Below are 24,182 nucleotides of genomic sequence, written 5' to 3'. Positions count from 1 at the left end.
TGGCACGGATCGACTCCACATCCCCACGAATCGACTCCGGCCGCGCCCCGCTCCTCCCACGGATCGACTCCACGAACGCACACATCGACTCCGGTCCGTCGCACGTAAGCGTCCTGAGCTGCGACGACGTCCACAGATGTGCAGCGGTCGCTCCCCCACGACCCGCCGCGGAGTCGATCCGTGGATTGGGTCCCACCACCCGCGCCGCCCCACGACACGCCACGGAGTCGATCCGTGGGGGGCGGCGCTAGGCTCACCGACGTGGCCCACCCGAGCTCGCTCAGCGCCGTCACCCTGGCCGTGACGGACATGGGGCGGTCCGTGGCGTTCTACTCAGCGCTCGGGTTCGAGATCCGCTACGGCGGGCCGGACGCGGCCTTCACGTCCTTCACCGTCGGCGGGGCCTACCTCAACCTCCAGCTCGTCGACACGAACCCCGGCACAGGCTGGGGTCGGTCGATCTGGTACGTCGACGACGTGGACGCGATGCACCGCCGGGCTCTCGACGCGGGGATCACCCCGGACTTCCCCCCGCGGGACGCCGAGTGGGGCGAGCGGTACACCCACGTCACGGACCCCGACGGCCACGAGCTCTCCCTCGCCCGTCCGCTGTGAGCACCGCTAGGAGCCCCCGGGGGTCAGCCCTCGGATGCCCGCCACGGCACGGCGGCTGAGGTCGCCGAGGGTGGGCGGCGGCTCGTCCGGGGGTTCGCCGACGGGATCCGCCTTCTCGATCTCGGCGTTCAGCTCGGCACCCAGCAGCAGCGCGAGGGCGATGAGGAACACCCACAGCAGGATGGCGAGCGGCGCGGCCAGGGGGGCGTAGACGGTGTCCGCGCTGAACGCCTGCGCGGTGTAGACGCGCAGGAGGACGCTGGCCGCGAGCCCGAGGGTCGTCGCCAGCGCCGCGCCCGGCAGCTCTCGCCGGAACGGGGTCCGCCACGGCGTCGCGTAGTGGTACAGGGTGGCGATGAGGAGGGTGATGACCAGCAGCGAGAGCGGCCAGTAGGCCAGCCGCCACACCGTGCCGAGCGCCATGTCGATGCCGAGGCGCTCCTCGATGATCGTCCCCAGGCGCGGACCGGCGACCACCACGGGGATCAGCACCACGCCCAGCACCAGCCCGACGATCGTGAACACGAGGCCGAGCACCCGTGCCATCCACGAGGGGCGGGCCTCCTCGAGGTCGTAGGCGATCGTGATCGCGTGGATGAGCACGCGCAGGACGCGGCTGGCCGTGAACACCGCCACCAGGAAGGAGAACGACAGCACCGACGTGGCGCCGTCGTCGACGACCGCGTCCAGGGTCGGGGTGACCGCCCGCTCGACGGTGGCCGCGGTGAAGACCTGGCCGGCCAGCTCCTCGATCCGCCCCACCAGCTGGGTGCGGACGTCCTCACCGACCGCCCGCCCGATGACCCCGGCCGCCGACACCACCGTCAGGAGCAGGGGTGGGAGGCTGAGCAGCACCCAGAAGGCCACCTCCGCGGCCAGCCCGACGACCCGGTCCTCCGCCGAGTCCCGCACCGTCGCCACGGCCAGGTCCACACCCGCCCGCCCACGGGGTGGCAGGCGGTCCACCAGGCGGTCCAGGGGCGCGAGCATCCGCCGCAACCGTAGCGGCCGCTCCCGGGGGCCAGCCGTCCAGGATCGACGAGGTGTGGGCGTGGGAACAACTGTCGACGGGAGCAGCGGTCGCAGCCCGCTGCCGTGACGTGTGAGGGAGACGACTGGATGACCACCACCGACGAGGACGCGGGGGCTGTCGGCGCGACGCAGGACGCCGAGCCGGACGCGGTCGAGCACCGCAGCGACGTGCCCGAACGCGGCGAGCGCCTGCAGGTCCGCTCGGACGAGGAGATCTTCGACAGCTTCGACCGGACGGTCGAGGAGGGTGCCGACCGGCTGAACCGCTCGCTCCCGGGGCTGCTCGCGACCGGGACGATGGCCGGCCTCGACGTGGGCCTCGGCGTCCTCGCCCTGCTGTTCGTCGAGCACGAGACCGGATCCGTCGTCCTCGGCGGGCTGGCGTTCACCCTCGGCTTCCTCGCGCTCGCGCTCGGCCGCGGCGAGCTGTTCACCGAGAACTTCCTCGTCCCGGTCACCACGGTGATCACGCGGAAGGCGAGCCTGCGCCAGCTCGGTCGGCTGTGGGGCGTGACGTACGCCATGAACCTCGTCGGCGGGTGGCTGATCGCGGCCCTGATCGTGCTCGCCTACCCGGCGCTGCACGAGACCGCCGTCACGCGCGGGGAGGACATCATGGGTCGCGCGCTGACCCTCGAGTCCTTCGTGCTCGCCGTCCTCGCCGGTGCCGCGATCACGCTGATGACGTGGATGCAGCGCAACGCGGAGACGGAGTTCGGCGCGCTGCTGGCCGTGATCGCGTTCGGCTTCCTGCTCGCGACGGCGCACATGAACCACGTCATCGTGATCTCGATCAAGATGTTCGCCGCGCTCCAGGTGGGCGGCACCGAGTACGGCTACATGGACTGGTTCCAGCTCTCGTCCTACTCGGTGCTCGGCAACATGATCGGCGGGCTGGGGCTCGTCACCGTGCTGCGGCTCGTGCAGGTCGGGGGCGCCCACATCCGGCGTCGCCAGCGGACGCCGCTCACGCTGCGCACCAACTCCGGGGGGCGACGCCGCATCCGTCCGTGACCCGGCGGTGACCCGGGCGTGGCCCGCGTCCCCGCCCGGGGGTTGAATGGGGCGGCCCACCCCGCGAGGAACAGGAGCAGCGATGGGCCGTCTCGACGAGGTCGACCTCGACCTGCGCCTGTCGCGCGCGGAGCAGGACACCGAGCTCGACCGGGCGTGGAGTCGCCTGGCCCTCCTCCGCCTGCGGCTGGGCGGGCAGCTGGGCCACGACGTCGGGCCCCCCGTCACGGTCGTGATGGAGGGGTGGGACGCCTCCGGCAAGGGCGGCTGCATCAAGCGCCTCGTCCACCCGATCGACCCCCGCCACGTCCGCGTGGTGCAGTTCGCCGCACCCACGCCGGACGAGAAGCGCCACCACTTCCTGTGGCGCTTCTGGCCGCACCTCCCCGGCTGGGGCGGCATGGCCGTGTTCGACCGGTCCTGGTACGGCCGGGTGCTGGTGGAGCGGGTCGAGGGGTTCGCATCGGTCGCCGAGTGGGAGCGCGCCTACGGTGAGATCGAGGCCTTCGAGAAGACCCTGGTCGAGGACGGCATGATCCTCGTCAAGATCTGGCTGCACACCTCCGCCCAAGAGCAGGCGGCCCGGTTCGAACGCCGGGCCGGCGATCCGCTGAAGCGCTGGAAGCTGACCGAGGAGGACTGGCGCAACCGGGACAAGCGCCGTGACTACGTCCAGGCGGTCGAGGACATGGTCGCGCGCACCTCGAGCGTCGCCCCGTGGCACCTGATCGCCGCCGAGTCCAAGCGCTACGCCCGGGTGGCGGTGATCGACACCGTCATCGCCGAGATCGAGGCGGGGCTCACCCGCCTCGGCCTCGAGCTGCCCGCCTGATCGCGTCGGTCCGGTTGCCGCCTCCGGCCCGTGGGGAAGAGCCAGGACCGCCGGCGGCGATGCCGGCGACGCCCACCACGGAGGAACCTGACATGTTCATGCGCACACGACTGCCCGCGGCCCTGCTCGTGCTCCTGCTCTCCCTCGGCGCGGTCGCCTGCGACGGCGACGACGCGGAGCTCGAGGAGGGCACCCAGGAGATCGAGGAGGGCGTCGAGGACGCCGGTGACGCGGTCGAGGAGGGTGCCGACGACGTCGAGGCCGAGGTCGAGGACGAGGGGTAGGCACCGGACAGGGCCCTCCTGTCCGGGGGTTCACCTGTCCGGAGGGCCGAGCGTGAGGTGCGCGGGATGCGGACAAGGTTCTCATCACAGACGACTAGTCCAAGGAGGACTTCTCATGCGTTCCCGTATCTCAGCCGTGGCCCTCGCTGCGCTGCTCGCCCTTGGCGGCGTCGCCTGCAGCGACGACGGTGCTGACACGACCGATCCCGCAGGCGCCGTCGAGGAAGAGGCCCCCGCGGCCGAGGAGGCACCTGCCGGCGACATCACCGCCACCGACCCGGCGGTCGCCCCCACCGAGTAGTCCCACCCCCAGTTCGACGCCCCGCCCCACCGGCGGGGCGTCGCCATGTCCGGAGTCGTCCTGTCAGGTTTCGCTGTTGACTTATATAAGTGGTTCCTAATATGTTCGTGGTTCGCACCCAACGACCCATGAGGAGACCACCGTGCTGGACCTGACCCCGCTGCTCGGTCCGAGCGACCGCAGCCTGAGCACCCGCGACGTCGACGGCTCGCCGGCCAAGGTGCTGCGCGCGAGCCGCACGTACGACACGTCCGTCGAGGACCTCTGGGACTGCCTGACCAACCCGGACCGGCTGCCGCGCTGGTTCATGCCGATCTCCGGCGAGCTCCGCCCGGGCGGCCGCTACCAGCTCGAGGGCAACGCCGGCGGGGAGATCCGGACCTGCGACGCGCCGAGGCACCTGGCGGTCACCTGGGAGATCGGCGGCGTCCCCAGCTGGGTGGACGTCCGGCTGTCGCCCGACGGGGACGGCGCCCGCCTGGACCTCGAGCACGTCGCCCACGTCCCCGAGGACATGTGGGCGGAGTACGGCCCCGGCGCCACGGGGATCGGCTGGGACCTCGCGTTCATGGGTCTCGCCAACCACGTCACGACCGGCGAGGCCATCGACCCGGACGTGATCGAGACCTGGCACACCACCGAGGAGGGACGAGGCACGATCGCCGCCTTCGCCGACGCGTGGCGCGACGCCGCGATCGACGACGGGGAGGACCCCGCCGAGGCGGCCCGATCGGCGGCGAACTGCCAGGCGTTCTACACCGGGCAGCCCGCAGTCGACGGCTGAATGGGCGCGTTCGAGGTCCTCGCGGACCCCGTCCGGCGCCGCATCCTCGAGGTGCTGGCGGACGGCGAGCACCCGTCCGGCGCCGTCGCCGACGTGGTCACCGCCGAGTTCGGGATCTCCCAACCAGCGGTGTCCCAGCACCTCAAGGTGCTGCGCGAGAACGGCTTCGCCCGCGTCAGGGCCGACGGCTCCCGCCGGCTCTACGCGCTCGACCCCTCCCCACTCCGCGAGGTCGACGCCTGGCTCGGGGGCTTCCGCGCCTTCTGGTCCCAGCGCCTCGATGCCCTCGCGACCGAGGTCGCCCGCGGCCATCGTGCCCGCGAGGGGGGATCGGACCCCGGCTAGGCCACATACCCTCGACGCATGTTCGAGCGACCCATCTGGTGGGACGGTGACGACGTCGTCGTCATCGACCAGACCCGCCTCCCGCACCAGGCCACGACCGTCCGGTGGCGCACCCTCGAGGACGCCGCCACCGGCATCGCCGACATGCAGGTCCGCGGCGCGCCGCTGATCGGCGTGGCCGCGGCCCACGGCATGGCCCTGGCCCTGGCGGCGGACCCCGACGCGGTGGCGGCGTCCGCCGACCGCCTGGTAGCCACCCGCCCGACGGCGGTGAACCTCCGCTGGGCGCTCGACCGCGTCAGGGCGGAGGTCGCCGACCTTCCCGTCGACGCCCGCGGCGCAGCCGCCCGCCGCCTGGCCGAGCAGATGGCCGACGACGACGTCAGGGCCTGCCGGTCGATCGGCGAGGCGGGCCTCGACCTCATCGAGGCACACCACCAGCGGACCGGACGTCCGGTGCAGGTCATGACCCACTGCAACGCCGGCTGGCTGGCCTGCGTCGAGTGGGGCACCGCGACCGCGCCGGTGTACCTGGCCCACCAGGCCGGCATCCCCGTCCACGTGTGGGTGTCCGAGACCCGACCGCGGAACCAGGGCGCGTCGCTGACCGCCTGGGAGCTCGGCCACCGCGGCGTCCCCCACACCGTCGTGGTCGACAACGCGGCGGGGCACCTCCTGCGGACCGGGGCGGTCGACCTCGTCGTGGTCGGGGCGGACCGCGTCGCCGCCAACGGGGACGTGGCCAACAAGGTCGGGACGTACCTGAAGGCCCTCGCGGCGCGCGACTGCGGCATCGGGTTCCACGGCGCCGCGCCGACCTCGACCTACGACGCGGCCTGCCCCGACGGCGACGCGATCCCGATCGAGGAGCGCGACCCGGACGAGGTGCTGACGTTCGGCGGGACCCGCGTCGCCCCGGAGGGGTCACCCGCGCGCAACTGGGGGTTCGACGTCACCCCGGCGCGCCTGGTCGACTCCTACCTCACCGACCGGGGCGCGCTGACCGCCGACGAGCTGCCCGCCGCGATGCAGGCGACGCCGGAGCCCGCGTGACCGCGGACCTGCCCGTCCACCGGGCCGCGCTGCTCGACGCCGCGCGCCGCCTGGACGACGCCGGCCTGAACGTGAACGCATCCGGCAACCTGAGCGTCCGCGTGGGGCCGCACGTGCTGGTGACGCCCTCCGGCATCCCCCCTGCGGTGATGGCCGAGGCCGACATGGTGCTGCTCGACGCCGACGGCGAGGTCGTCGAGGGGGACCGCACCCCCACCAGCGAGTGGCGGCTCCACGCCGCGCTGATGGCCGCCCGGCCGGAGGTGGGGGCGATCGTCCACACCCACTCCCCCGAGGCCACTGCAGCAGCGACGCTGCGCGCGGCCGTCCCCGCCGTCCACTACGTCGCCGCGCGCTTCGGCGGCCGGGGCGGTCTCGCGTGCGCGGACTACGCCACCTACGGGTCGGCTGAGCTGGCCGGGAACGTCGCGGCGGCGCTCGGCGGGGACCGGACGGCGTGCCTCATGGCCAACCACGGCGCGGTCGCCGTGGCCGGCGGCCTCGACGCGGCGCTCGCCCTCGCCCTCGACGTCGAGTGGTTCTGCGGCGTGCACCGCCGGGCCCGCGCGCTCGGCGACCCGGTCGCGCTGGACGACGAGGAGATCGCACGGGTCGCGACGCGCTTCGCCGCGTACGGCCAGCCGGTCCACTCGCGCTGACCGGCCGCGACGTACCCTGCCCCCGCGATGTCAACGCCAGAGAGCCGCGTGCGCCTCCCGGGCCGGCAGGCGACCCCCGCGCGGGTCCTGACCCGCCGGGTCCTGGCCGCCCTCGTGCTCGTGGCCGTCGTCACGGCGCTGGTCCTCATCGACCCCGACGGCTACAGCGACGTGTCGGACGGGGACGTGGGCGCCATCGACGCCCTGTACTACGCGACGGTGGCGGTGACGACGACGGGGTACGGCGACATCGCTCCTGTCTCGAGCACCGCGCGGCTCGTCACCGCGCTGGTCGTGACACCCATCCGCGTGACGTTCCTCATCCTGCTGGTGGGCACGACCGTCGAGGTGCTCACCGACCGGTGGCGCGAGGGCGTGCGGAGACGTCGGTGGAGGGAACGCGTGAACGAGCACTTCATCATCTGCGGGTTCGGCACCAAGGGCCGTGCCGCGGCCGAGGCGCTGGTCGGCCAGGGCCACGAGCGCGACGCGATCGTCGTGGTCGAGGTCGCCGATCACGCGGTCAGGGCGGCCCAGGCGTGCGGGTACGCCGTCGTGACCGGTGACGCCACCCGGTCCGAGGTCCTGCTCGACGCCGGCGTGGACCGCGCCCGCGGGGTGGTGGTGTCGCTCGACGCCGACGACTCGGCGGTCCTCACCGTCCTGACCATCCGGGACCTCAACCCCGACGTCACGATCTCGGCGTCGGCGAAGGAGGACGAGAACACGCGCCTGCTGACCCGGTCGGGCGCGGACAGCGTGGTGACCGCGGACGAGGCCACGGGTCGGTTGCTCGGGACGGCGATCACCCACCCGAGCCACGTCGCCCTGATCGAGGACCTGATCAGCGCCGGGGAGGGCATCGAGATGGTCGAGGAGATCCACGACCCGGACGCCACGGGTGCCGGCGTGACCCTCGGCGTCGTCCGGGACGGTGAGGTCGTGCCCCTCACCGGCGGCGAGGTCGAGGTGCGGCCGGGCGACCGGGTGGTGCGCGTCCGCATGGCCGATCCGGAGGCGTAGGGCCAGCACCCGCCGGCGGGCTCAGCCCTCGAGCGGCATCGACCCGTCCGTGGCGTGCAGCTCGGAGTGGACGGTGAGCAGCTGCTCGGCGATGGGCTTCGACACGGGGTTCAGGATGTCGAGGCCCGCCAGGTGGCGGGTGACCGGGCCACCGGCGCGGTCGTAGCTGCGGACCTTGGCGAGCACCGCCGCGGCGGCCACGTCGATGCGGGCGTGCTGGGCGAGGTGCTCCTCCCAGTCCGCGACGGTGAAGAACTCGGTGATCCGGTGCGGCCGGTCGGCGTCGCGGTACAGCGACCAGCGGTGCGCGCCGGTGCGGAAGCGCATGCGGCGGAGCTCGCGCATGTCGGCGAGGAGGTCCTCGATGTCGTCGGGGTCGACCTCGATGGTCGTGGCGACCAGGACCGGGGTGCCGGCGACCTGCTCGGCGTGGCGCGGGATGGCGAAGTCCTCGGGCGGCGCCGGCTCGGCGATGTCGCCGAGGACCGGCAGGTCGAGGCGGAACGCGACAACCCCGAGCACGGCGGTGCCGGCGCACAGGACGGCGACCGAACGCCCCGAGCCGATGCCCTCGGCGATGGCGCCCGCCGTGAAGGCGCCGATGGGCTGGAGCCCCACGGCCAGCAGGTACAGGCTGACGACCCGGCCCCTGATCCACCGCGGCGCCAGTGTCTGGATCGAGGCGTTCAGGGTGATCAGCGTCCAGGTCCAGGCCACCCCGCTGAGGGCGAGGCCGACGCCGGCGACGAGCGGGCCGGGCGCCAGCCCGAAGACGACCCCGCCGATGCCGAACGCGGTGACCGCCCCCGGCAGCATGTGTCGTCCCAGCCGCAACCGGGCGCGCTCCCGACCCACGACGCCGGCGAGCGCCCCCAGCCCGAACACCCCGTACAGCAGGCCGAACCCGGTCGCGCCGAGCGCGAGGTCGTCCGAGACGACGGTCGGCAGGAGCGTCTGCACGCTGCTCGCGGTCAGCACGAACGCGCCGGTGACGGCGATCAGCACCCGGATCGGCTGGGTGAAGCGCACGTAGCGCATCCCGAGGGCCGCGGCCCGCCAGAGGTGACCGCGCGAATCGTCCTCGGCCGGCTGTCGCGGGAAGCTGAGCAGCACGCCGATGACGAGGGTGAACGTGGCGGCGTTCAGGCCGAACGACGTCGCGGTCAACCCCGCACCGACCAGCAGCCCGCCGAGGGAGGGCCCGACCGCGCGGGCGACGTTGAAGGCGGCGGAGTTCAGCGTGATGGCCTGCGCCCGGAGCGGGGCGGGGACCAGGTCGGGGACCAGGGTCTGCTGGGCCGGGAGGGTGATCGCGCTGCCCACGCCGAGGCCGAAGGTCAGGGACAGCAGCAGGGCGGGCGTGATCGCGTCGGTCCAGGCCAGGACGGCCATCGCGGCGGTCGACAGGCCGCTGACCGCGCTGCCGGTGATCATCAGGTTGCGGCGGTCGAAGGCGTCAGCGAGGGCCCCGGCCGGGATCGTCAGCAGCAGTCGCGGCAGGGTCAGGGCGGACGTCACGAGGCTGACCATGAACGGGGAGCCGGTGAGCTCGTTCATCAGCCACGGCCCGGCGGTCAGCTGCAGGAACGTGCCGAGGTTGCTGACGACCGACGCGCTCCAGACCGTCCGGTAGGCCGCCTCCCCGAGCGGGGCGAAGGTGGGGACGGGCGCGGGCCGGGCCGTGGTCCCCATCGCGGGACCGCCCGTCTGCTCACCCCTGTGCCCGGCCACCCCGAGACGGTAGCCGGTCGGGCGACGCCGGGGCCGCCGCGGGGTCGGCTACGGCACCTGCCCGGGCGCGGCCCCGTCGGGCGGCGGCCACGACAGGTCGGAGGACCGCGCGACCCACGATCGGCCCACGGCCCGACCGACGGCGTGCATCGCCACGGGTGCGGTGAACATCTGCAGCGCAGCGGCGAGGAGGAGCCGCACGGTGGCCGACGCGTCGCCGAGCTCGATGGCCGCCCCGACGAGCATGAGCACGAGGCCGAGCACGGCGGGCTTGGTGGCGGCGTGCATCCGGCCGTACACCTCGGGCAGCCGGAACAGCCCCGCCGCGGCGAGCAGGGCCAGGCACGACCCGGTCAGGATCAGCAGGGCGGCGAGGACCATCATCGCGGCCGGTCCGAGGTCAGCAGGCGGGCAGCCAGGATGGACCCGATGAAGGTGATCAGCACGCCGACGACCAGCACGTCGAGGAAGGCGGTCAACCCCTCCCGCGCGGAGTAGATCGCCGCCCCGCCCACGACGACGGCGAGCAGCAGGTCGAGCGCCACGATGCGGTCCTGCAGGTGGCGGCAGGTGCCGATCTTGACGACGCAGACCACCGCCGCCAGCACCTGCAGGCCGAGCGCGATGCCGGTGACGACGTCGAACACCGTCGAGCTGTCCATCAGCGGACCTCCTCCGCCGGCAGGTCGGCCCGCTCCGGCGCGAACGCGGCGATCGCGCGCTCCTCGAGCGCCGCGATGGAGGCGCGGGCGGCCTGCTCCTCGGCGGCCTGGATGACGTGGACGTGCAGGGTGCGGCCGTCCTCCTCGACGTCCACCGTCAGCGTCCCGGGGGTGAGCGAGATCGAGTGGGCGATGATCGTCCGGACGGCGTGGCCGCGCTCGGACAGCTGCACGGTGATGAACGTGCCGTGCACGTCGCGCGCGCCCGGTGACACGACCAGGCGGGCGACCGAGGCGGTCGACACGACGAGGTCGCGGACGAACATCACCACGAACCACGCGGCGCGGGCGGGCCGGAACACCAGGTCGCGCTCGGGGAGGGGGTTCGGGACGATCGTCACGACCGCGATGGCGGCGATCAGCCCGGCGCCGGCGGTGCCGGCGCTCAGGTCGCCCCACAGGGCCACCCACATCGCGGTGAGCAGGACGACGGCGACGACGCGGCGCACTACTGCCCGTCCTCCTCGACCACGACGTCGTCGCCGGTCGGCACGAGCAGGTGCTCGGCCGCGACGGTCGACGCGCGGGTGATGGGCCCGGCCGCCACGACGACGAACACCGTGGCGAGGAGGACGCCGACAGTGGCGCTCGTCATCAGGCCCGTGCCGCGCTGCGACGGCGCGGGTGGGGGGTCCTCGGGCGGTCGGCCGAGGAAGGCGCCGTTCCACACCTTCGCCATCGAGACGATCGTGAGCAGGCTCGCCACGAGGCGGGCCGCCACGACCCACCACAGGTCCGGGGCGAGGCCCGCCTGGACCAGCGACAGCTTCGCGATGAACCCCGACAGCGGCGGGATCCCGCCGAGGCTGAGCGCGAACGGGATGAACAGCGCTGCGGTCACCGGCGCGGTCGAGATCAGCCCGCCGACGCCGGCGAGCGACGAGGTGCCCGCGCGCTTGGTCACCAGGCCCGCCACCAGGAACAGCGCGGTCTTCGTCGGGATGTGGTGGACCATGTAGAGGATGGCCCCGGCCAGTCCTGCGACGCTGAAGATCCCGAGGCCCATGATCATGAAGCCGACCTGGCTGATGATGTGGAAGCTGAGGATGCGCTTGATGTCGTCCTGTGCCAGCGCGCCCAGCACGCCGATGATCATCGTGAGGCCCGCGACCCACAGGAGGAGGGCGTCGGGGGGGCCGCCCGCCATGCCGAAGACCTGCCCCTGGGTCCGGATGAGGGCGTAGACCCCGATCTTCGTCAGCAGGCCGGCGAAGACCGCCGTGATCGCCGTGGGCGCGGTGGGGTAGCTGTCGGGGAGCCAGTTGAAGAGCGGGAAGACGGCGGCCTTGATGCCGAAGACGACGACGAGCAGGAGCCGCAGCGCCGTGTTGAGGTAGTCCGGCAGCTCGGCCAGCCGCTCGGCGGCGACGTTCATGTCGACCGTGCCCGTGGCCGCGTAGATGAAGGCGACGGCGAGCAGCAGCAGCGTCGAGCCGATGAGGTTGATGACCACGTAGCTGATGCCGGGGCGGATCAGCCCACGGCCGGTGGCCAGCAGCAGCAGGACGTAGCTCGCGGCCAGCGTGATCTCGAAGGCCACGAACAGGTTGAACAGGTCGCCGGTCAGGAACGACAGGGCGATGCCGGCCGACAGCACCTGGTAGAGCGGGTGGAAGAACCGGCGTTCCTCGGAGTCCTCCAGCTGGCCCATCGCGAAGACGAGGACGGCGAGGAGCGTGGCGGCGGCGACCACCACCAGGATGGCGGCGAGGGGGTCGCCGACGAGCGTGATCCCGAGACCGCCGGGCCACCCGCCGATGCGTGCGCGTGCGACGCCGCCGTCGTGGACCTGGACGAGCAGCGCGATGGCCAGCGCGAGCTGACCGGCCGACGTCAGGACCGAGACGACCTGCTGGACGTCGATCCGGGATCGGAGGGCCAGCAGCACCGCCGCGCCGAGCAGCGGCACGACGACGAGGAGGGGCGGCAGCGCCGTGACGCTCACGTCTCGCCGACCTCCTGGTGCTGGCGCTGCTCCTCCTCGTCGCGCATCCGCGCCACGCGTCGATCCTCGATGTCGTCCTCCACCCGGTCCTCTCCGGTGAGCTTCGCGTCGCGCCAGGCGAGCGCGAGCAGGAACGCGAGCATCGCGAACGTGATCACGATGGCGGTCAGCGCGAACGCCTGCGGCAACGGGTCGCTGATCGGGTCCTCGGCACCGACCAGCGGGGGGTTCCCCGCCGGTCCCCCGGCGACCAGCAGGACGAGGTTCGCGGCCTGGCCGAGCAGGGCGACCCCGATCACGATCCGCGTGAGGGTGCGCTGGAGCAGCTGGGCGACGCCGAGGGCCGCCAGGACCCCGGCGAGGATCGCCGCCTCGATGATCACGTGGGCTCCTCCGAGATGTCGGGGGTGTCCTCGGAGACCGCCTCGTCACCGAACGCCTCGAGGATCGCGCCGGCCATGCCGACCACGACCAGGGCGACGCCGATGTCGAAGACGAACGCCGAGGTCAGCTTCACGTGGTGGAAGAACGGGACGTCGAACTCGACGAACGGCTGGTCGAGGACGCCACCGCTGATGGCGAGGGGCCAGAGGGCGACGAGGGCCGCCGTGCCCAGCCCGACGGCCAGCAGCACGGTCGGGCGGACCCACAGGAGCCGCATGGCGTCGGCGGTGCTGCGCGCCTGGGCCCGGAGCACCACGGCGGCGGTCAGGGTCAGCCCCGCGACGAACCCCCCGCCGGGGCGGTTGTGCCCGGCCATCAGCAGGTACAGGGCGAACAGCACCAGCGGGTGCACCAGCACCCGGTCGCCGTCGCGCAGCAGCGCGGACCTCATCGACCCACCTCCCCCTCGACCGTGGACGCGCCCATGGGTTCAGCGCCGCCACCGGGGGTCTCCTCGGGGGTCGCGCGGTCCTCGAGCTCGTCGGCGGTCAGGTCCTGTCCCTCGCGCCACGCCGACAGGCCGACGAGCAGCGCGACGCCGACCGCGGCGACGACCAGCACGGTGATCTCGCCCAGGGTGTCCAGGCCGCGGATGTCGGTCAGGATCACGTTCACGACGTTCTTGCCGCCGCCGTCGGGCTCGGCGATGGCCATCAGCTCGGCCGCCGGCGGGGTCGCGGTCCGCGCCGCGCCGGCGACGAGGGTGAAGGTCGTGACCATCGCGCCGACGCAGGTGGCGACGATCCACCGCACCGACCGGCTGATGGCCGCCGGTTGGGGCCCGAAGCGCTGCGGCAGGTCGCGGAGGGCCAGCACGAACAGGAGGAGGCTCAGGGTCTCGACGATCAGCTGGGTCAGCGCGAGGTCCGGCGCCCCCCAGCGGACGAACACCAGCGCGACGCCGAACCCGACCGCGCCGAGGGACAGGACCGCGGCGAACCGCTGATCCGTGCGCTCGGTGACGATCGCGGCGCCGGCGATGGCGAGCACCAGCATGGTGTCACCGATCGAGAGGGGGCTGCCGCGGACTGCACCCTCCTCCACCGCGGCGGCGACCAGCGGGATCCCCGGCACGACGACGAGCACCGTGAACAGGGTGGTGAGGTACACCGGCAGCGATCCGCTCTGGGTGACCGACGACAGCCGGCGGGCGCTCGAGGTGAGCAGGTCGTGGCCGCGGGTGAACGTCCCGGCAGGTGCCGGCGGCCACAGCCGGGGTGCGTGGCGGACGCCGAGCCACCGCTCCACCGCGAGACCTCCGCCGATCGCCAGCGCGGACAGCCCGAGCGCGACCGTGAAGCCGTGCCACAGGTAGAGGTGCGGCGTCTCCGACACCTCGGCGATCACGCCGAGCGCCGCCCCGACCGGCCGGTCCTGCACGCCGGGGAACCAGCCGACGACCAGGCTGATCGCGCCAAGCGCGGCGGCCGGCCAGGACAGGAGCGCCAGCCGCCAGCCGGCGACCGCGGGGCGGTCCACCCCGTGGTCCGCGGCGGGCGCCGACGACCCCAGGCCCGCGCGCACCAGCCGGAGGGTGTAGGCCACGGTGAACCCCGAGCCGACGGCCACCGCGACCGCCATCCAGGTGCCCAGCGCGTCCTGGTGGAGGAGGCCGGCGAGGACCTCCTCCTTCGCGACGAAGCCCGCGAGCAGCGGGATGCCGGCGAGCGAGGCGCCGCACAGGACGACCGCGACGCCGAGCACCGGGAACCGCCGCCACACGCCGGCCATCTCGGGCAGCTGGCGCGTGCCGGTGGCGACGTCGACGGCGCCGACGGTCATGAACAGCCCGGCCTTCGCGACGGCGTGGGCGAGGACCAGGGCCAGCGCGCCGAGCAGGGCCTCCTCGCCGCCGATCCCGATCGCGGTCACGAGCAGGCCGAGCTGGCTCACCGTGGACCACGCCAGCAGCTGCTTCGCGTCGTCCGCCTGCAGCGCGCGCCAGCCGGCGGTGAGCAGCGTGACGCTGCCGAACGCCACCACCAGCGGGGTCCAGGTGTCGGTGCCCTCGAGCACCGGGCTCATCCTGAGCAGCAGGTACACGCCGGCCTTCACCATCGTGGCGGAGTGCAGGTAGGCGCTGACCGGCGTCGGTGCGGCCATCGCCCCCGGCAACCAGGTCGCGAAGGGCACCTGCGCGGACTTCGTCGCCGCGCCGAGGACGACCAGGACCACCGCCAGCTCGACGACGCCGCCGGGGCCGGGCGCCGCCTCGGCGAGCCCGGTCAGGGTCCACTCGCCCGTCGCCTGCCCGAGCGCGACCAGGCCGGCCAGCATCGCGAGCCCGCCGGCGGCGGTCGTGATCAGGGCCTGCCGGGCGGCGTCCCGCGCGGCCTGGGAGTGGTGGCTCTGGCCGATCAGGCCGAACGACGCGATCGAGGTGAGCTCCCAGCCCACGTACAGCGTCAGGATGTCGTCGGCCACGACCAGCAGCTGCATCGCGCCGGCGAACGCGACCAGCCCGCCGAGGAGCGGTCCCATCTTCGAGCTCCAGCCGGTGTACCCGGCGCCGAAGAGGACCACGAGGATCCCGATGCCGGCGATCAGGCCCACCATGACCAGTGCGAGGGCGTCCACCTGCAACCCGAGGGACAGGTCGAGGAGGTCCACCCACTGGATGGAGGCCGCCACCCGATCGCCGTCCAGGACCTGCGGGGCGAGGCGGACGACGACGCCGAGGGCGATCAGGTGCGGGACGAGCGCGAGCGCGACCGAGGTGCGGGGTGCGCGGGTGCCGGTCGCGGCGGAGGCGATCGCGAAGACCGCGTAGGGCACCAGCAGCAGGGCGAACAGGTCCATCCGGTGTCAGACCTGCCGGCGGAGGGCCGACTCGACGTCCTCGGGGCTCAGCCCCAGGGCCACCGCGATGGTGGCCACCGACTGGCCGCCGCGGAACATGGCCTGGGCGGCGTCGACCGGGTCGCGCGGGGTGACCGTGCGGGGCCCCTCGGCGTCCGCGCTCAACCGGACGGTGACCTCGCCGGCCAGCGGCACGTCGACCGCCTCGACCCAGCCGTGGAGGTCGTAGCTGAACCCGCCGAGGGCCCGCTGGACCACCGGGCCGAAGCGCCAGCCGTCGTCGGTCCGCTCGATGGGGGCGAGCAGTCCGGGCCTGTCCTCCTCCTCCGCGACGGTCGCGAGCGCCGGGGGCAGCACCGCCCGCGCAGCGGAGTGCGCCGCGACGGGGCGCAGCCGGTGGCGGTCCTCCACCTCCCGGAGGACGCCGGTGACCGCGTCACCGGGCGCTCCGGCGTCCCGCATCGCCTTCATGAACACCAGCGCCGCGACGCCGACCAGCGGCACGAGCACCTGCATCCCGTGGCTGCCCCCCATCGACGGGGCGACGGGGTGGTGCACGGTGACCCTCGTCCCGAGCACCGTGCGGGACTCCCCGACCGCCCAGAGCTTCAGGAGCTCGTAGCCCACGTCGAGGAGGGCGGAGATGTTCAGCAGGGTGATGATCGGGCGCGTCCAGCGTGGGTCATCGGCATGGGGCATCGGGGCGAGGGGCTGTCCCATGGCGGCCATCCTGCCCTTTCGGCCAGGGGTCACACCAGTGCCGACCTCGCGCGTCATGGGGCCACACCCTGCCCGCCCCCTGCCTCGCCGGCACACCCGATTCCGGGTAGGCCGCCGGTTGCCGACTAGGCTCGCCGCCGCAGATCACACACCGTCGAGCCGAGGAGGGCGCAGTGCACGAGGTCCAGGGAGTGGTGGCGAGGGGCGAGGGTCAGCCCGTGAGCCTCGAGACGATCCTGGTGCCCGATCCGGAGCGGGGAGAGGCGCTCGTGCGCGTCCAGGCCTGCGGCGTCTGCCACACCGACCTCCACTACCGCGAGGGTGGGATCACCGACGAGTTCCCGTTCCTCCTCGGCCACGAGGCCGCCGGGGTCGTCGAGGCGGTCGGCGACGGCGTCACCGACGTCGAGCCCGGCGACGTCGTGGTGCTCAACTGGCGGGCCGTCTGCGGCCAGTGCCGTGCCTGCAAGCGCGGCCAGCCGCACCTGTGCTTCGACACCCACAACGCCCACCAGCCCATGACGCTCGCCGACGGCACCGCGCTGACCCCCGCGCTCGGGATCGGGGCGTTCGCCGAGAAGACGCTCGTGGCCGCGGGCCAGTGCACCAAGGTGGACCCGGCCATCTCGCCGGCCGCCGCGGGCCTGCTCGGGTGCGGCGTCATGGCCGGCTTCGGGGCTGCGGTCAACACCGGCGGTGTCACCCGCGGGCAGTCCGTGGCCGTGATCGGCTGCGGCGGTGTGGGCGACGGGGCGATCGCCGGCGCGGCGCTGGTCGGCGCCTCCCCGATCATCGCCGTCGACACCGACCCGCGGAAGCTCGAGTGGGCCGAGACGATGGGCGCGACGCACACCGTGGACGCCCGGGGGTCCGACACCGTGGAGGCGATCCGCGAGCTGACCGGCGGGTTCGGCGCCGACGTCGTCATCGACGCCGTGGGCCGGCCCGAGACCTTCACCCAGGCGTTCTACGCGCGCGACCTGGCCGGGACCGCGGTGCTGGTGGGGGTGCCGACGCCGGACATGCGCCTCGAGCTGCCGCTGATCGACGTCTTCAGCCGCGGCGGCGCGGTGAGGTCGTCCTGGTACGGCGACTGCCTGCCCGAGCGGGACTTCCCGATGCTCGTCGACCTGGCCCTGCAGGGCCGCTTCCCGCTCGAGTCGTTCGTGACCGAGGAGATCGGCATCGGCGACGTCGAGTCCGCCTTCGAGAAGATGCACCGCGGCGAGGTGCTCCGCTCGGTGGTGGTGCTCTGATGGGTGCGCGCATCGACCACACGACGACGTCCGGGACCTTCAGCCTGGACGGCGAGACCTTCGACGTCGACAACAACGTCTGGGTGCTCGGCGACGACGAGGAGTGCCTGGTCGTCGACGCCCCGCACGACGTCGCCGCGATCCTCGAGGTCGTCGGCGACCGGCGGGTCACCGCGATCGTGTGCACCCACGCCCACGACGACCACGTCGCGGTCGCGCCTGCGCTGGCCGAGCGCACGGGCGCGCCGATCCTGCTGCACCCCGACGACCGGGTCCTGTGGGACCAGACCCACCCCGACCGGGCCCCGGACGGTGACCTGGCCGACGGGCAGGAGCTGGTCGTGGCGGGGGTGTCGGTCCAGGTGCTCCACACCCCCGGGCACGCCCCCGGCGCGGTGTGCCTGCACGTCCCCGAGCTGGGGGTCGTGTTCAGCGGCGACACCCTGTTCCAGGGCGGGCCGGGTGCGACCGGGCGGTCCTTCAGCGACTTCCCGACCATCCTCGCGTCGATCCGCGGTCGCCTGTTCGAGCTGGGCGACGACACCCGGGTCCTCACCGGGCACGGCGACGAGACCCGGATCGGCGACGAGCGCCCGGCCTATGACGACTGGGTGGCGCGAGGCAGTTGAGCCGCCCGGTGTCGAAGGCCCGCCGGGTGCCGGTCGGGTCGTGGCTGGTGCTCGCCGGCGTCGTCGCGGTCGCGCTGAACCTGCGGACCGCGATCACCGTCGTCGGGCCCCTCATCCCCACGATCCGCGAGGACACCGGCGCGTCGAACGTCGCGCTCGGCCTGGTCGGGACCCTGCCGGTCCTCTCCTTCGGCCTGTGCTCGCCCCTGGCCGCCTGGGTGGGTCGCCGGGCGGGGATCGGGCGGTCCCTGGCGGGGTCGATGGTGCTGCTGTCCGCGGCGATCGTGCTGCGCTCGCTCGGCACCGTCGCCTGGCTGATGGTCGGCACCGCGCTGCTCGGGATCGCGATCACCGTCGGGAACGTGCTGCTGCCGTCGCTGATCAAGGCGCGGTTCGCCGCCCGCACCAGCCAGCTGACCAGCGCCTACACCGGACTGATGGTGATCGCCGCGACCATCAGCGCGGGGGTGGCCGTCCCGGTGGCGCGGGCCACGTCGTGGGAGCTCTCCGCCGGCCTGTGGGCCGTCCCGGCCCTGCTCGGCGCCGGCGTGGTCATCGCCTCCCTGGTCATCGAGGGCCGTCTCGTGCCGGCCACGGCGGGTGGTCCCACCTCCCCCTCCCCCGCCGGGTTGTCCGCCCGCCAGCTGTACACCAACCCGCTGGCCTGGCGGGTCGCGCTGTTCATGGGCCTGCAGTCGACGATGTTCTACGTCGTGATCGCCTGGCTGCCGGACATCATGATCGCGAAGGGCATGGCCGAGGTGACCGCCGGCGCCATGGTGTCGCTGCTGAACGTCGCCAGCCTGTTCGGCGTCTTCGTGGTCCCGCTCCTGCACGTCGGCCGTCCCGACCAGCGGCGCAGCACCGCGGTCGGGGTCGGGTGCTTCGTCGTCGGGTCCGCGCTGCTGCTGGTGCCGGGGACCGCCGTCGCCACGGTCGCCGTGGTCGTGCTCGGGGTCGGGTGCGGCGCGACCATCGCCCTGGCCCTGTCGTTCTTCTCCCTGCGCACGGCCGGCGCGGCGGACGCGGCCGGGCTGTCCGGGATGGCCCAGACCGTCGGGTACCTGCTGGCCGCCGCCGGCCCGGTCACCTGGGGGGCGGTGCGCGACGCCACCGGCACCTGGACCGTGCCGACCGTCATGCTCCTGGTCGTCGCGGTGCTCACGGCGGTCACGGGTATGGCCTCGGCGCGCGGGTGGGTCCTCGAGCGCCCCACCTCGGCGTAGCGCTCCCCCGTGGGCGTGCCGCCGCCGTGGATGGATTCGACATCTTGGGGGAGGGACAGGGCGCCCACGGCGGATGGAATCGACATCCCCAGGAGGTGCTCAGGGACGGCCTGTCCCGGGTTCTCGCGGTTCATGCCACCCGTGAACTGACCAGGGACGTGCGAGCACGCGGTCACGGTGTCGAATCCCTCCACGGAGGGACCCACGACGGTGTCGAATCCATCCACTCCGGTCGCCCGACGCCGAACCGCACGCACGACAGACCGACTTGACGGTCTGTAAGTTGCTCGCCTAGCGTCGTCGCGTGCCCTCCTCGCGTGCTGCGACCTCGTCCGGTCCCCCTGCCAGCGGTCGCCGCACCCAGGTGGCCCGTGCGGCGGAGACCCGCGAGCGCATCCTGGACGCGACCGTGGCGTGCCTGATCGAGGACGGGTACGCGGGGACCTCGACGAACGCCGTGCAACGGCGGGCCGGCGTGTCGCGGGGGGCGCTGATGCACCACTACCCCTCCAAGCAGGACCTCCTCCTCGACGCAGTCGCCCACCTGAGCGCCCAGCGGGGCGTGTGGGTGGCGGAGCGGGCTGCCGCGCTCGACGAGGGCACGGACCGGGTGGCCGCCGGGATCGGGCTGCTGTGGCATGCGATGACCGGTCCGCTCTTCGCCGCGGCGACCGAGCTGTGGATCGCCGGTCGCACCGACGAGGACCTGCGCCGCGCCCTGGTCGACGCCGAGCGCCGGCTCGGCGCCGCCGCCCGCGACCTGCTCGCCGACGTGCTGGGCGCCGACGACGCCGACGACCCCTCGTTCCGGACCGCCCTCGACTACGTCCTCCAGGTCTTCCGCGGGGCGTCGCTGACCGCCGTCCTGCGCGACGACGCCCGCTGGGAGCGGGATCTCGTCGCGACCACCACCGAGGTCTTCCGCCGACTCCACACAACCGGGTCCACCCCACCTCCACAGGAGACGACATGAGCATCGACTGGCTGCCCCGCACCGGCTTCACCGCCGAGCACGACATGTTCCGCGACACCGTCCGGCGGTTCATGGAGACCGAGGTCGCCCCGCACGCCGAGGAGTGGGCCGAGGCCGGCCAGGTCAGCCGCGAGGTGTGGCTGAAGGCCGGGGCGACCGGCCTCTTGTGCATGGCGGTCCCCGAGGAGCACGGCGGCGCCGGCGTGGCGGACTTCCGCTACAACGCGATCGTCAACGCCGAGCAGGTCCGGGTCGGGGCGAGCGGCCCCGGCTTCAGCGTCCACACCGACATCAACCTCCCCTACCTGATGGCCTACGGCAGCGACGCGCAGAAGGCGGCGTACCTGCCGAAGATGGTCACCGGCGAGTGCATCACCGCGATCGCGATGTCCGAGCCGGGCACCGGGTCGGACCTGTCCAACATCCAGACCAAGGCCGTCCGCGACGGCGACGACTACGTGGTCAACGGGTCGAAGATCTTCATCTCCAACGGCCAGATGGCGGACCTGGTCATCGCCGTGGTGCGCACGTCGGAGGACCCGCACAAGGGCCTGTCGCTCCTGCTCGTCGATGCCGACACCCCCGGCTTCCAGCGCGGCCGGAACCTCGACAAGATGGGCATGAAGGCCCAGGACACCTCCGAGCTGTTCTTCGACGACTGCCGGGTGCCGGCGGCCAACCTGCTGGGCCAGGAGGGGATGGGCTTCCTGTACCTGGTCGGCAACCTGCCCCAGGAGCGGCTGTCCATTGCCACCAACGCGGTCGCCGCCGCCGAGGCGGCCTTCGAGATGACGCACGACTACATCACCTCCCGCACCGCCTTCGGCCGTCCGATCGGGTCGTTCCAGAACAGCCGGTTCGTGATGGCCGAGCTGCGGACGGAGATCGAGCTGGCCCGCACGTTCATCGACCGCTGCCTGGACCTCCACGCGTCCGGGGAGCTGTCCGTCGAGCACGCGGCGATGGCGAAGTGGTGGACGACCGAGATGCAGCTGAAGGTGATCGACCGGTGCCTGCAGCTGCACGGCGGCTACGGGTTCATGAACGAGTACCCGATCGCGAAGGCCTTCGTCGACTCGCGCGCCCAGACGATCTACGGCGGCACCACGGAGATCATGAAGGAGATCGTGGGCCGCTCCATGGGCCTCTGAACCGCCGGCCTGGCCAGGATGGAGTAGTCACATCGGGCCACCGATCTGATGTGACACCAGTCCACTCCTGGGGTGTTTCATGACGGTGTGAACGTCCGCGGCTACGCACTGACCACCGGTCTCCTCAGCGCGACCGTCGTGCTGTCGGTGCGGTCGGACGTCGAGCTGCTCGTGGTCGAGCTCGTGCTGGTCGGCGTCGCCACCGCGGCCATGGCCCGCGGGATCCGCCGGCGGCGTCCGCCGCGGCCGTCGTCGTGGTGGTGCCTGCTCGCCGGCCCCTGGGCCGTGCTGATCGGCGCGATCGCGGTGGAGGTCGCCGTCGCCCTCGACGCCCCTGCCGTCGCGGTGGAGTCGACAATCCTCCTCGAGGTCGCCGGCTACGTCCTCCTCGCCCGCGGCATGCACGGGCTGGTGGCGCCGGACGCCGAGCCGGCGACCCGCGGGGACCGCGTCGACGCCGCGGTGATGCTGCTCGCCGTCGGGTTGCTGGGGTGGGCGGTGATCAGCCCGACGTTCCCCCACGGCGGCGTGGCGGGGGTCATCGAGCGGGTCGGCGAGGTCGCCCAGATGGTGTTGTCCGCGTCGTGCCTGCTGCTCGCGATCGTGATCGTCGTCGTCGGCCGTCGCGGCCGTCCCGCCGGGGTCCTCCTCCTCGGCGCCGGGGTCGCCCTCGCCGTCGAGCAGTTCGCGCTGCCGTTCGTGCAGCGGCTGGTCGAGGTCCCCAACATCGACGACGCCGCGCTGCTGGTGGGGCTGGTCCTGCTGGCCGGCGCGGCGACGCACCCCAGGATGGCGGCCATCGTCCCCGAGGGCGGCACCTCCGCCACCCGCGCCCGGAGCCGGGTGCTCGCCCTGGTCCTGTCCCTCGCCGCCCCTCCGGCGCTCGCGGTCGCCGACCGCCTGAGCGGCGGGATGGTCTCCCAGAGCTGGCTGCTCGCGGCGTGGTGCCTCCTGACCGTGGTGGTCGTGCACCGGCTGTTGGTGCTCGACCGGGAGCGCGAGGCGATGCTCGCCACGATGTCGCACCGGGCCCGCTACGACGACCTGACCGGCGTGCTGAACCGCCGCGGGCTGTCCGAGGAGCTGCCCGGCGTCTTCGACGGCGCCGACCGCCACAGCAGGCACGTCGCGGTGCTGTACCTCGACCTGGACGGCTTCAAGCCGGTCAACGACGCCCACGGCCACGCAGCCGGCGACCAGGTGCTGCTCACCATCGCCCGCCGGCTCCGCGAGCGCGCCGGCGACCGGGCGCTCGTCGCACGGGTCGGCGGCGACGAGTTCGTCGTGGTCCACCCCGACGTCGAGGGTCGGGCGGAGCTCGCGGAGCGGATCACCCGGGTCCGCCAGGCCGTCGCGGACCCGATCGAGCTTCCCGACGGCGACGTGCGGATCGGCTGCAGCATCGGCGTCGACCACCGCCCGCCGCGCGCCCACGGCTGGGCGAGCGCCGTCGAGCGGGCGGACGAGGCGATGTACGCCGCGAAGCGGGACACCGCCGTCGACGCGGTCGCTCAGCCGGCCGCGGTCAAGCGCTCCTTGCCCATGTAGCCGACCAGCGCCTCGGGCACGGCGACCGAGCCGTCGGCCCGCTGGTGGGTCTCGAGCACCGCGATGATGGTGCGCCCGACCGCGCACGCGGTCCCGTTGAGGGTGTGGACGACCTCCGTGCCGTCCTCCACGCGGTAGCGGGCCTGCAAGCGGCGGGCCTGGTAGTCGGTGCAGTTCGAGGCGCTGGTGAGCTCGCGGTACCGCTGCTGCCCCGGCAGCCAGACCTCCTGGTCGTACTTCCGCGCCGCGGAGTCGCCCAGGTCGCCGACGGCGATGTCGACCACCCGCCCGTGGAGGTCCAGACCGGACAGGATCTCGGTCTGGATGTCGCGCAGGCGCACGTGCTCGTCCCAGCTCTCCTCGGGCCGCACCCAGCTGAACATCTCGACCTTGTCGAACTGGTGCACCCGGAAGATGCCCTGGGTGTCCTTGCCGTAGGTCCCCGCCTCACGCCGGAAGCAGGTCGAGAACCCGCCGTAGCGCAGCGGCAGCTGGTCGGCCTCGAAGATCTCGTCGAGGTGCATCCCGGCGAGGGGGACCTCCGCGGTGCCGACGAGGTACAGGTCGTCCTCGGGGACGGTGTAGATCTGGTCGGCACTGCCGGGCAGGAACGCGGTGCCGAACAGGGCCTCCTGACGGGTCAGGACCGGGGGGATGACCGGCAGGAACCCATGCCCGGCGATGATGTCCATCGCGTAGCGGACCAGCGCGAACTCGAGCATGACCGCGTCGCCGAGCAGGAACGCGAAGCGGCTGCCCGAGATCTTCACCGCCCGCTCGATGTCGATGATCCCGAGCTGCTCGCCGATCGCCACGTGGTCGCGGGGCTCGAAGTCGAACGTCGGCTTGGTCCCGAACTGGCTGAGCTCGACCGCGTCGCTGTCCTCGCGGCCGTCCGGCGCGTCCGGGTGGGGGACGTTCGGGATGGTCAGGAGGATCCGGTGCTGCTCGGCGTCGAGGCGCTCCTGATCGGACTCGAGCGCGGCGATCCGGTCGCTGTCGGTCGTCGACTCGGCGATCCGCCCAGGCCGCTCCTCCGCCGACGCCGGCCCGATCCGCTTGCCGAACTGCTTCGGGGCCGCGCGCCGCGCCGGCG

General features: G+C 73.3%; 27 protein-coding genes. 16 read left to right on the top strand and 11 right to left on the bottom strand.

From position 1 onward, the window contains the following. Positions 1-309: 309 nt before the first annotated feature. Positions 310-615: a VOC family protein gene (locus ACEQ2X_RS11710; protein ID WP_370326060.1), complete on the top strand. Its 306-nt coding sequence runs from the start codon at positions 310-312 to the stop codon at positions 613-615. Between the two features lie 6 nt (positions 616-621). On the opposite strand, the gene ACEQ2X_RS11705 is transcribed toward ACEQ2X_RS11710, so the two are convergent. After that, a complete protein-coding gene (locus ACEQ2X_RS11705) occupies positions 622-1,605 on the bottom strand; it encodes a YihY/virulence factor BrkB family protein (protein ID WP_370325995.1) in 984 nt (327 codons plus the stop codon). Positions 1,606-1,734: 129 nt separating this feature from the next. Here ACEQ2X_RS11705 and ACEQ2X_RS11700 point away from each other — a divergent pair, with 129 nt between their 5' ends. The 9 genes from ACEQ2X_RS11700 to ACEQ2X_RS11660 all read left to right on the top strand — a co-directional run bounded on the left by ACEQ2X_RS11700 (position 1,735) and on the right by ACEQ2X_RS11660 (position 7,942). Further along, positions 1,735-2,661: a formate/nitrite transporter family protein gene (locus ACEQ2X_RS11700; protein WP_370325994.1), complete on the top strand. Its 927-nt coding sequence runs from the start codon at positions 1,735-1,737 to the stop codon at positions 2,659-2,661. A gap of 82 nt (positions 2,662-2,743) precedes the next feature. After that, a complete protein-coding gene (locus tag ACEQ2X_RS11695) occupies positions 2,744-3,493 on the top strand; it encodes a polyphosphate kinase 2 family protein (RefSeq protein WP_370325992.1) in 750 nt (249 codons plus the stop codon). 98 nt (positions 3,494-3,591) lie between these two features. Further along, complete coding sequence (locus tag ACEQ2X_RS11690; protein ID WP_370325991.1) at positions 3,592-3,777, top strand: hypothetical protein; 186 nt, start codon at positions 3,592-3,594, stop codon at positions 3,775-3,777. 115 nt (positions 3,778-3,892) lie between these two features. Further along, positions 3,893-4,078, top strand: a complete 186-nt coding sequence (locus ACEQ2X_RS11685) for a hypothetical protein (protein ID WP_370325990.1) — start codon at positions 3,893-3,895, stop codon at positions 4,076-4,078. Between the two features lie 142 nt (positions 4,079-4,220). Continuing rightward, positions 4,221-4,862 (top strand): SRPBCC family protein, encoded by a 642-nt coding sequence (locus tag ACEQ2X_RS11680; protein ID WP_370325989.1) that lies wholly within the window; start codon positions 4,221-4,223, stop codon positions 4,860-4,862. Further along, positions 4,863-5,207 (top strand): ArsR/SmtB family transcription factor, encoded by a 345-nt coding sequence (locus tag ACEQ2X_RS11675; RefSeq protein ID WP_370325988.1) that lies wholly within the window; start codon positions 4,863-4,865, stop codon positions 5,205-5,207. A gap of 18 nt (positions 5,208-5,225) precedes the next feature. After that, positions 5,226-6,260, top strand: coding sequence for an S-methyl-5-thioribose-1-phosphate isomerase (gene mtnA / locus ACEQ2X_RS11670; RefSeq protein WP_370325987.1), 1,035 nt, complete (start codon positions 5,226-5,228; stop codon positions 6,258-6,260). Continuing rightward, a complete protein-coding gene (locus ACEQ2X_RS11665; RefSeq protein ID WP_370325986.1) occupies positions 6,257-6,919 on the top strand; it encodes a class II aldolase/adducin family protein in 663 nt (220 codons plus the stop codon). The genes mtnA and ACEQ2X_RS11665 overlap by 4 nt, the downstream gene beginning before the upstream one ends. A 27-nt stretch (positions 6,920-6,946) precedes the next feature. Next, entirely contained in the window at positions 6,947-7,942 is a 996-nt protein-coding gene (locus ACEQ2X_RS11660) for a TrkA family potassium uptake protein (protein WP_370325985.1), read from the top strand. A gap of 21 nt (positions 7,943-7,963) precedes the next feature. Here ACEQ2X_RS11660 and ACEQ2X_RS11655 read toward each other — a convergent pair whose 3' ends face one another. Genes ACEQ2X_RS11655 through ACEQ2X_RS11615 form a run of 9 tightly spaced genes read right to left on the bottom strand, consistent with a single transcriptional unit; the run spans position 7,964 to position 16,303 of the window. Then, a complete protein-coding gene (locus ACEQ2X_RS11655; protein ID WP_370325984.1) occupies positions 7,964-9,673 on the bottom strand; it encodes an MFS transporter in 1,710 nt (569 codons plus the stop codon). A 48-nt stretch (positions 9,674-9,721) separates the two neighbouring features. Beyond that, complete coding sequence (gene mnhG, locus ACEQ2X_RS11650; RefSeq protein ID WP_370325983.1) at positions 9,722-10,057, bottom strand: monovalent cation/H(+) antiporter subunit G; 336 nt, start codon at positions 10,055-10,057, stop codon at positions 9,722-9,724. Continuing rightward, positions 10,054-10,335 carry a monovalent cation/H+ antiporter complex subunit F gene (locus ACEQ2X_RS11645; protein WP_370325982.1) on the bottom strand — a complete coding sequence of 94 codons (282 nt, stop codon included), beginning with the start codon at positions 10,333-10,335 and terminating at the stop codon, positions 10,054-10,056. Before ACEQ2X_RS11645 ends, mnhG begins: the two co-directional genes overlap by 4 nt. Next, positions 10,335-10,844 carry a Na+/H+ antiporter subunit E gene (locus ACEQ2X_RS11640; protein WP_370325981.1) on the bottom strand — a complete coding sequence of 170 codons (510 nt, stop codon included), beginning with the start codon at positions 10,842-10,844 and terminating at the stop codon, positions 10,335-10,337. The genes ACEQ2X_RS11645 and ACEQ2X_RS11640 overlap by 1 nt, the downstream gene beginning before the upstream one ends. After that, positions 10,844-12,340, bottom strand: a complete 1,497-nt coding sequence (locus ACEQ2X_RS11635; protein ID WP_370325980.1) for a proton-conducting transporter membrane subunit — start codon at positions 12,338-12,340, stop codon at positions 10,844-10,846. Before ACEQ2X_RS11635 ends, ACEQ2X_RS11640 begins: the two co-directional genes overlap by 1 nt. Continuing rightward, positions 12,337-12,723 (bottom strand): NADH-quinone oxidoreductase subunit K, encoded by a 387-nt coding sequence (locus ACEQ2X_RS11630; protein ID WP_370325979.1) that lies wholly within the window; start codon positions 12,721-12,723, stop codon positions 12,337-12,339. The genes ACEQ2X_RS11635 and ACEQ2X_RS11630 overlap by 4 nt, the downstream gene beginning before the upstream one ends. Continuing rightward, positions 12,720-13,175 (bottom strand): MnhB domain-containing protein, encoded by a 456-nt coding sequence (locus ACEQ2X_RS11625; RefSeq protein WP_370325978.1) that lies wholly within the window; start codon positions 13,173-13,175, stop codon positions 12,720-12,722. The genes ACEQ2X_RS11630 and ACEQ2X_RS11625 overlap by 4 nt, the downstream gene beginning before the upstream one ends. Beyond that, entirely contained in the window at positions 13,172-15,583 is a 2,412-nt protein-coding gene (mbhE, locus tag ACEQ2X_RS11620; protein ID WP_370325977.1) for a hydrogen gas-evolving membrane-bound hydrogenase subunit E, read from the bottom strand. The genes ACEQ2X_RS11625 and mbhE overlap by 4 nt, the downstream gene beginning before the upstream one ends. A 6-nt stretch (positions 15,584-15,589) precedes the next feature. After that, positions 15,590-16,303 (bottom strand): hypothetical protein, encoded by a 714-nt coding sequence (locus ACEQ2X_RS11615; protein ID WP_370325976.1) that lies wholly within the window; start codon positions 16,301-16,303, stop codon positions 15,590-15,592. A 173-nt stretch (positions 16,304-16,476) separates the two neighbouring features. Between ACEQ2X_RS11615 and ACEQ2X_RS11610 the strand changes: the two genes are divergently transcribed. The 6 genes from ACEQ2X_RS11610 (at position 16,477) to ACEQ2X_RS11585 (ending at position 23,086) form a co-directional block, all read left to right on the top strand. Then, positions 16,477-17,559: an S-(hydroxymethyl)mycothiol dehydrogenase gene (locus ACEQ2X_RS11610; RefSeq protein WP_370325975.1), complete on the top strand. Its 1,083-nt coding sequence runs from the start codon at positions 16,477-16,479 to the stop codon at positions 17,557-17,559. After that, the gene (locus ACEQ2X_RS11605) at positions 17,559-18,188 is read left to right on the top strand and encodes an MBL fold metallo-hydrolase (RefSeq protein ID WP_370325974.1); all 630 of its coding nucleotides are present in this window, start codon (positions 17,559-17,561) and stop codon (positions 18,186-18,188) included. The genes ACEQ2X_RS11610 and ACEQ2X_RS11605 overlap by 1 nt, the downstream gene beginning before the upstream one ends. 8 nt (positions 18,189-18,196) lie before the next feature. Continuing rightward, a complete protein-coding gene (locus ACEQ2X_RS11600) occupies positions 18,197-19,414 on the top strand; it encodes an MFS transporter (RefSeq protein ID WP_370325973.1) in 1,218 nt (405 codons plus the stop codon). A 304-nt stretch (positions 19,415-19,718) separates the two neighbouring features. Further along, on the top strand, positions 19,719-20,387 hold the full coding sequence (locus ACEQ2X_RS11595) for a TetR/AcrR family transcriptional regulator (protein ID WP_370325972.1): 669 nt from the start codon (positions 19,719-19,721) through the stop codon (positions 20,385-20,387). Between the two features lie 11 nt (positions 20,388-20,398). Next, the gene (locus ACEQ2X_RS11590) at positions 20,399-21,538 is read left to right on the top strand and encodes an acyl-CoA dehydrogenase family protein (RefSeq protein ID WP_370326059.1); all 1,140 of its coding nucleotides are present in this window, start codon (positions 20,399-20,401) and stop codon (positions 21,536-21,538) included. Between the two features lie 72 nt (positions 21,539-21,610). Continuing rightward, complete coding sequence (locus ACEQ2X_RS11585) at positions 21,611-23,086, top strand: diguanylate cyclase domain-containing protein (protein ID WP_370325971.1); 1,476 nt, start codon at positions 21,611-21,613, stop codon at positions 23,084-23,086. Here the strand turns inward: ACEQ2X_RS11585 and serS are convergent. Next, positions 23,050-24,182 (bottom strand): serine--tRNA ligase (gene serS / locus ACEQ2X_RS11580; RefSeq protein WP_370325970.1); only part of this gene is annotated, 1,133 nt, incomplete at its 5' end. The genes ACEQ2X_RS11585 and serS overlap by 37 nt on opposite strands.

The organism is Euzebya sp. (assembly GCF_964222135.1).
In the GTDB taxonomy this organism is placed as follows: Bacteria; Actinomycetota; Nitriliruptoria; order Euzebyales; family Euzebyaceae; genus Euzebya.
The sequence above is the reverse complement of the archived record's forward strand: the minus strand, read 5'-3'. Positions and strand labels throughout refer to the sequence as shown.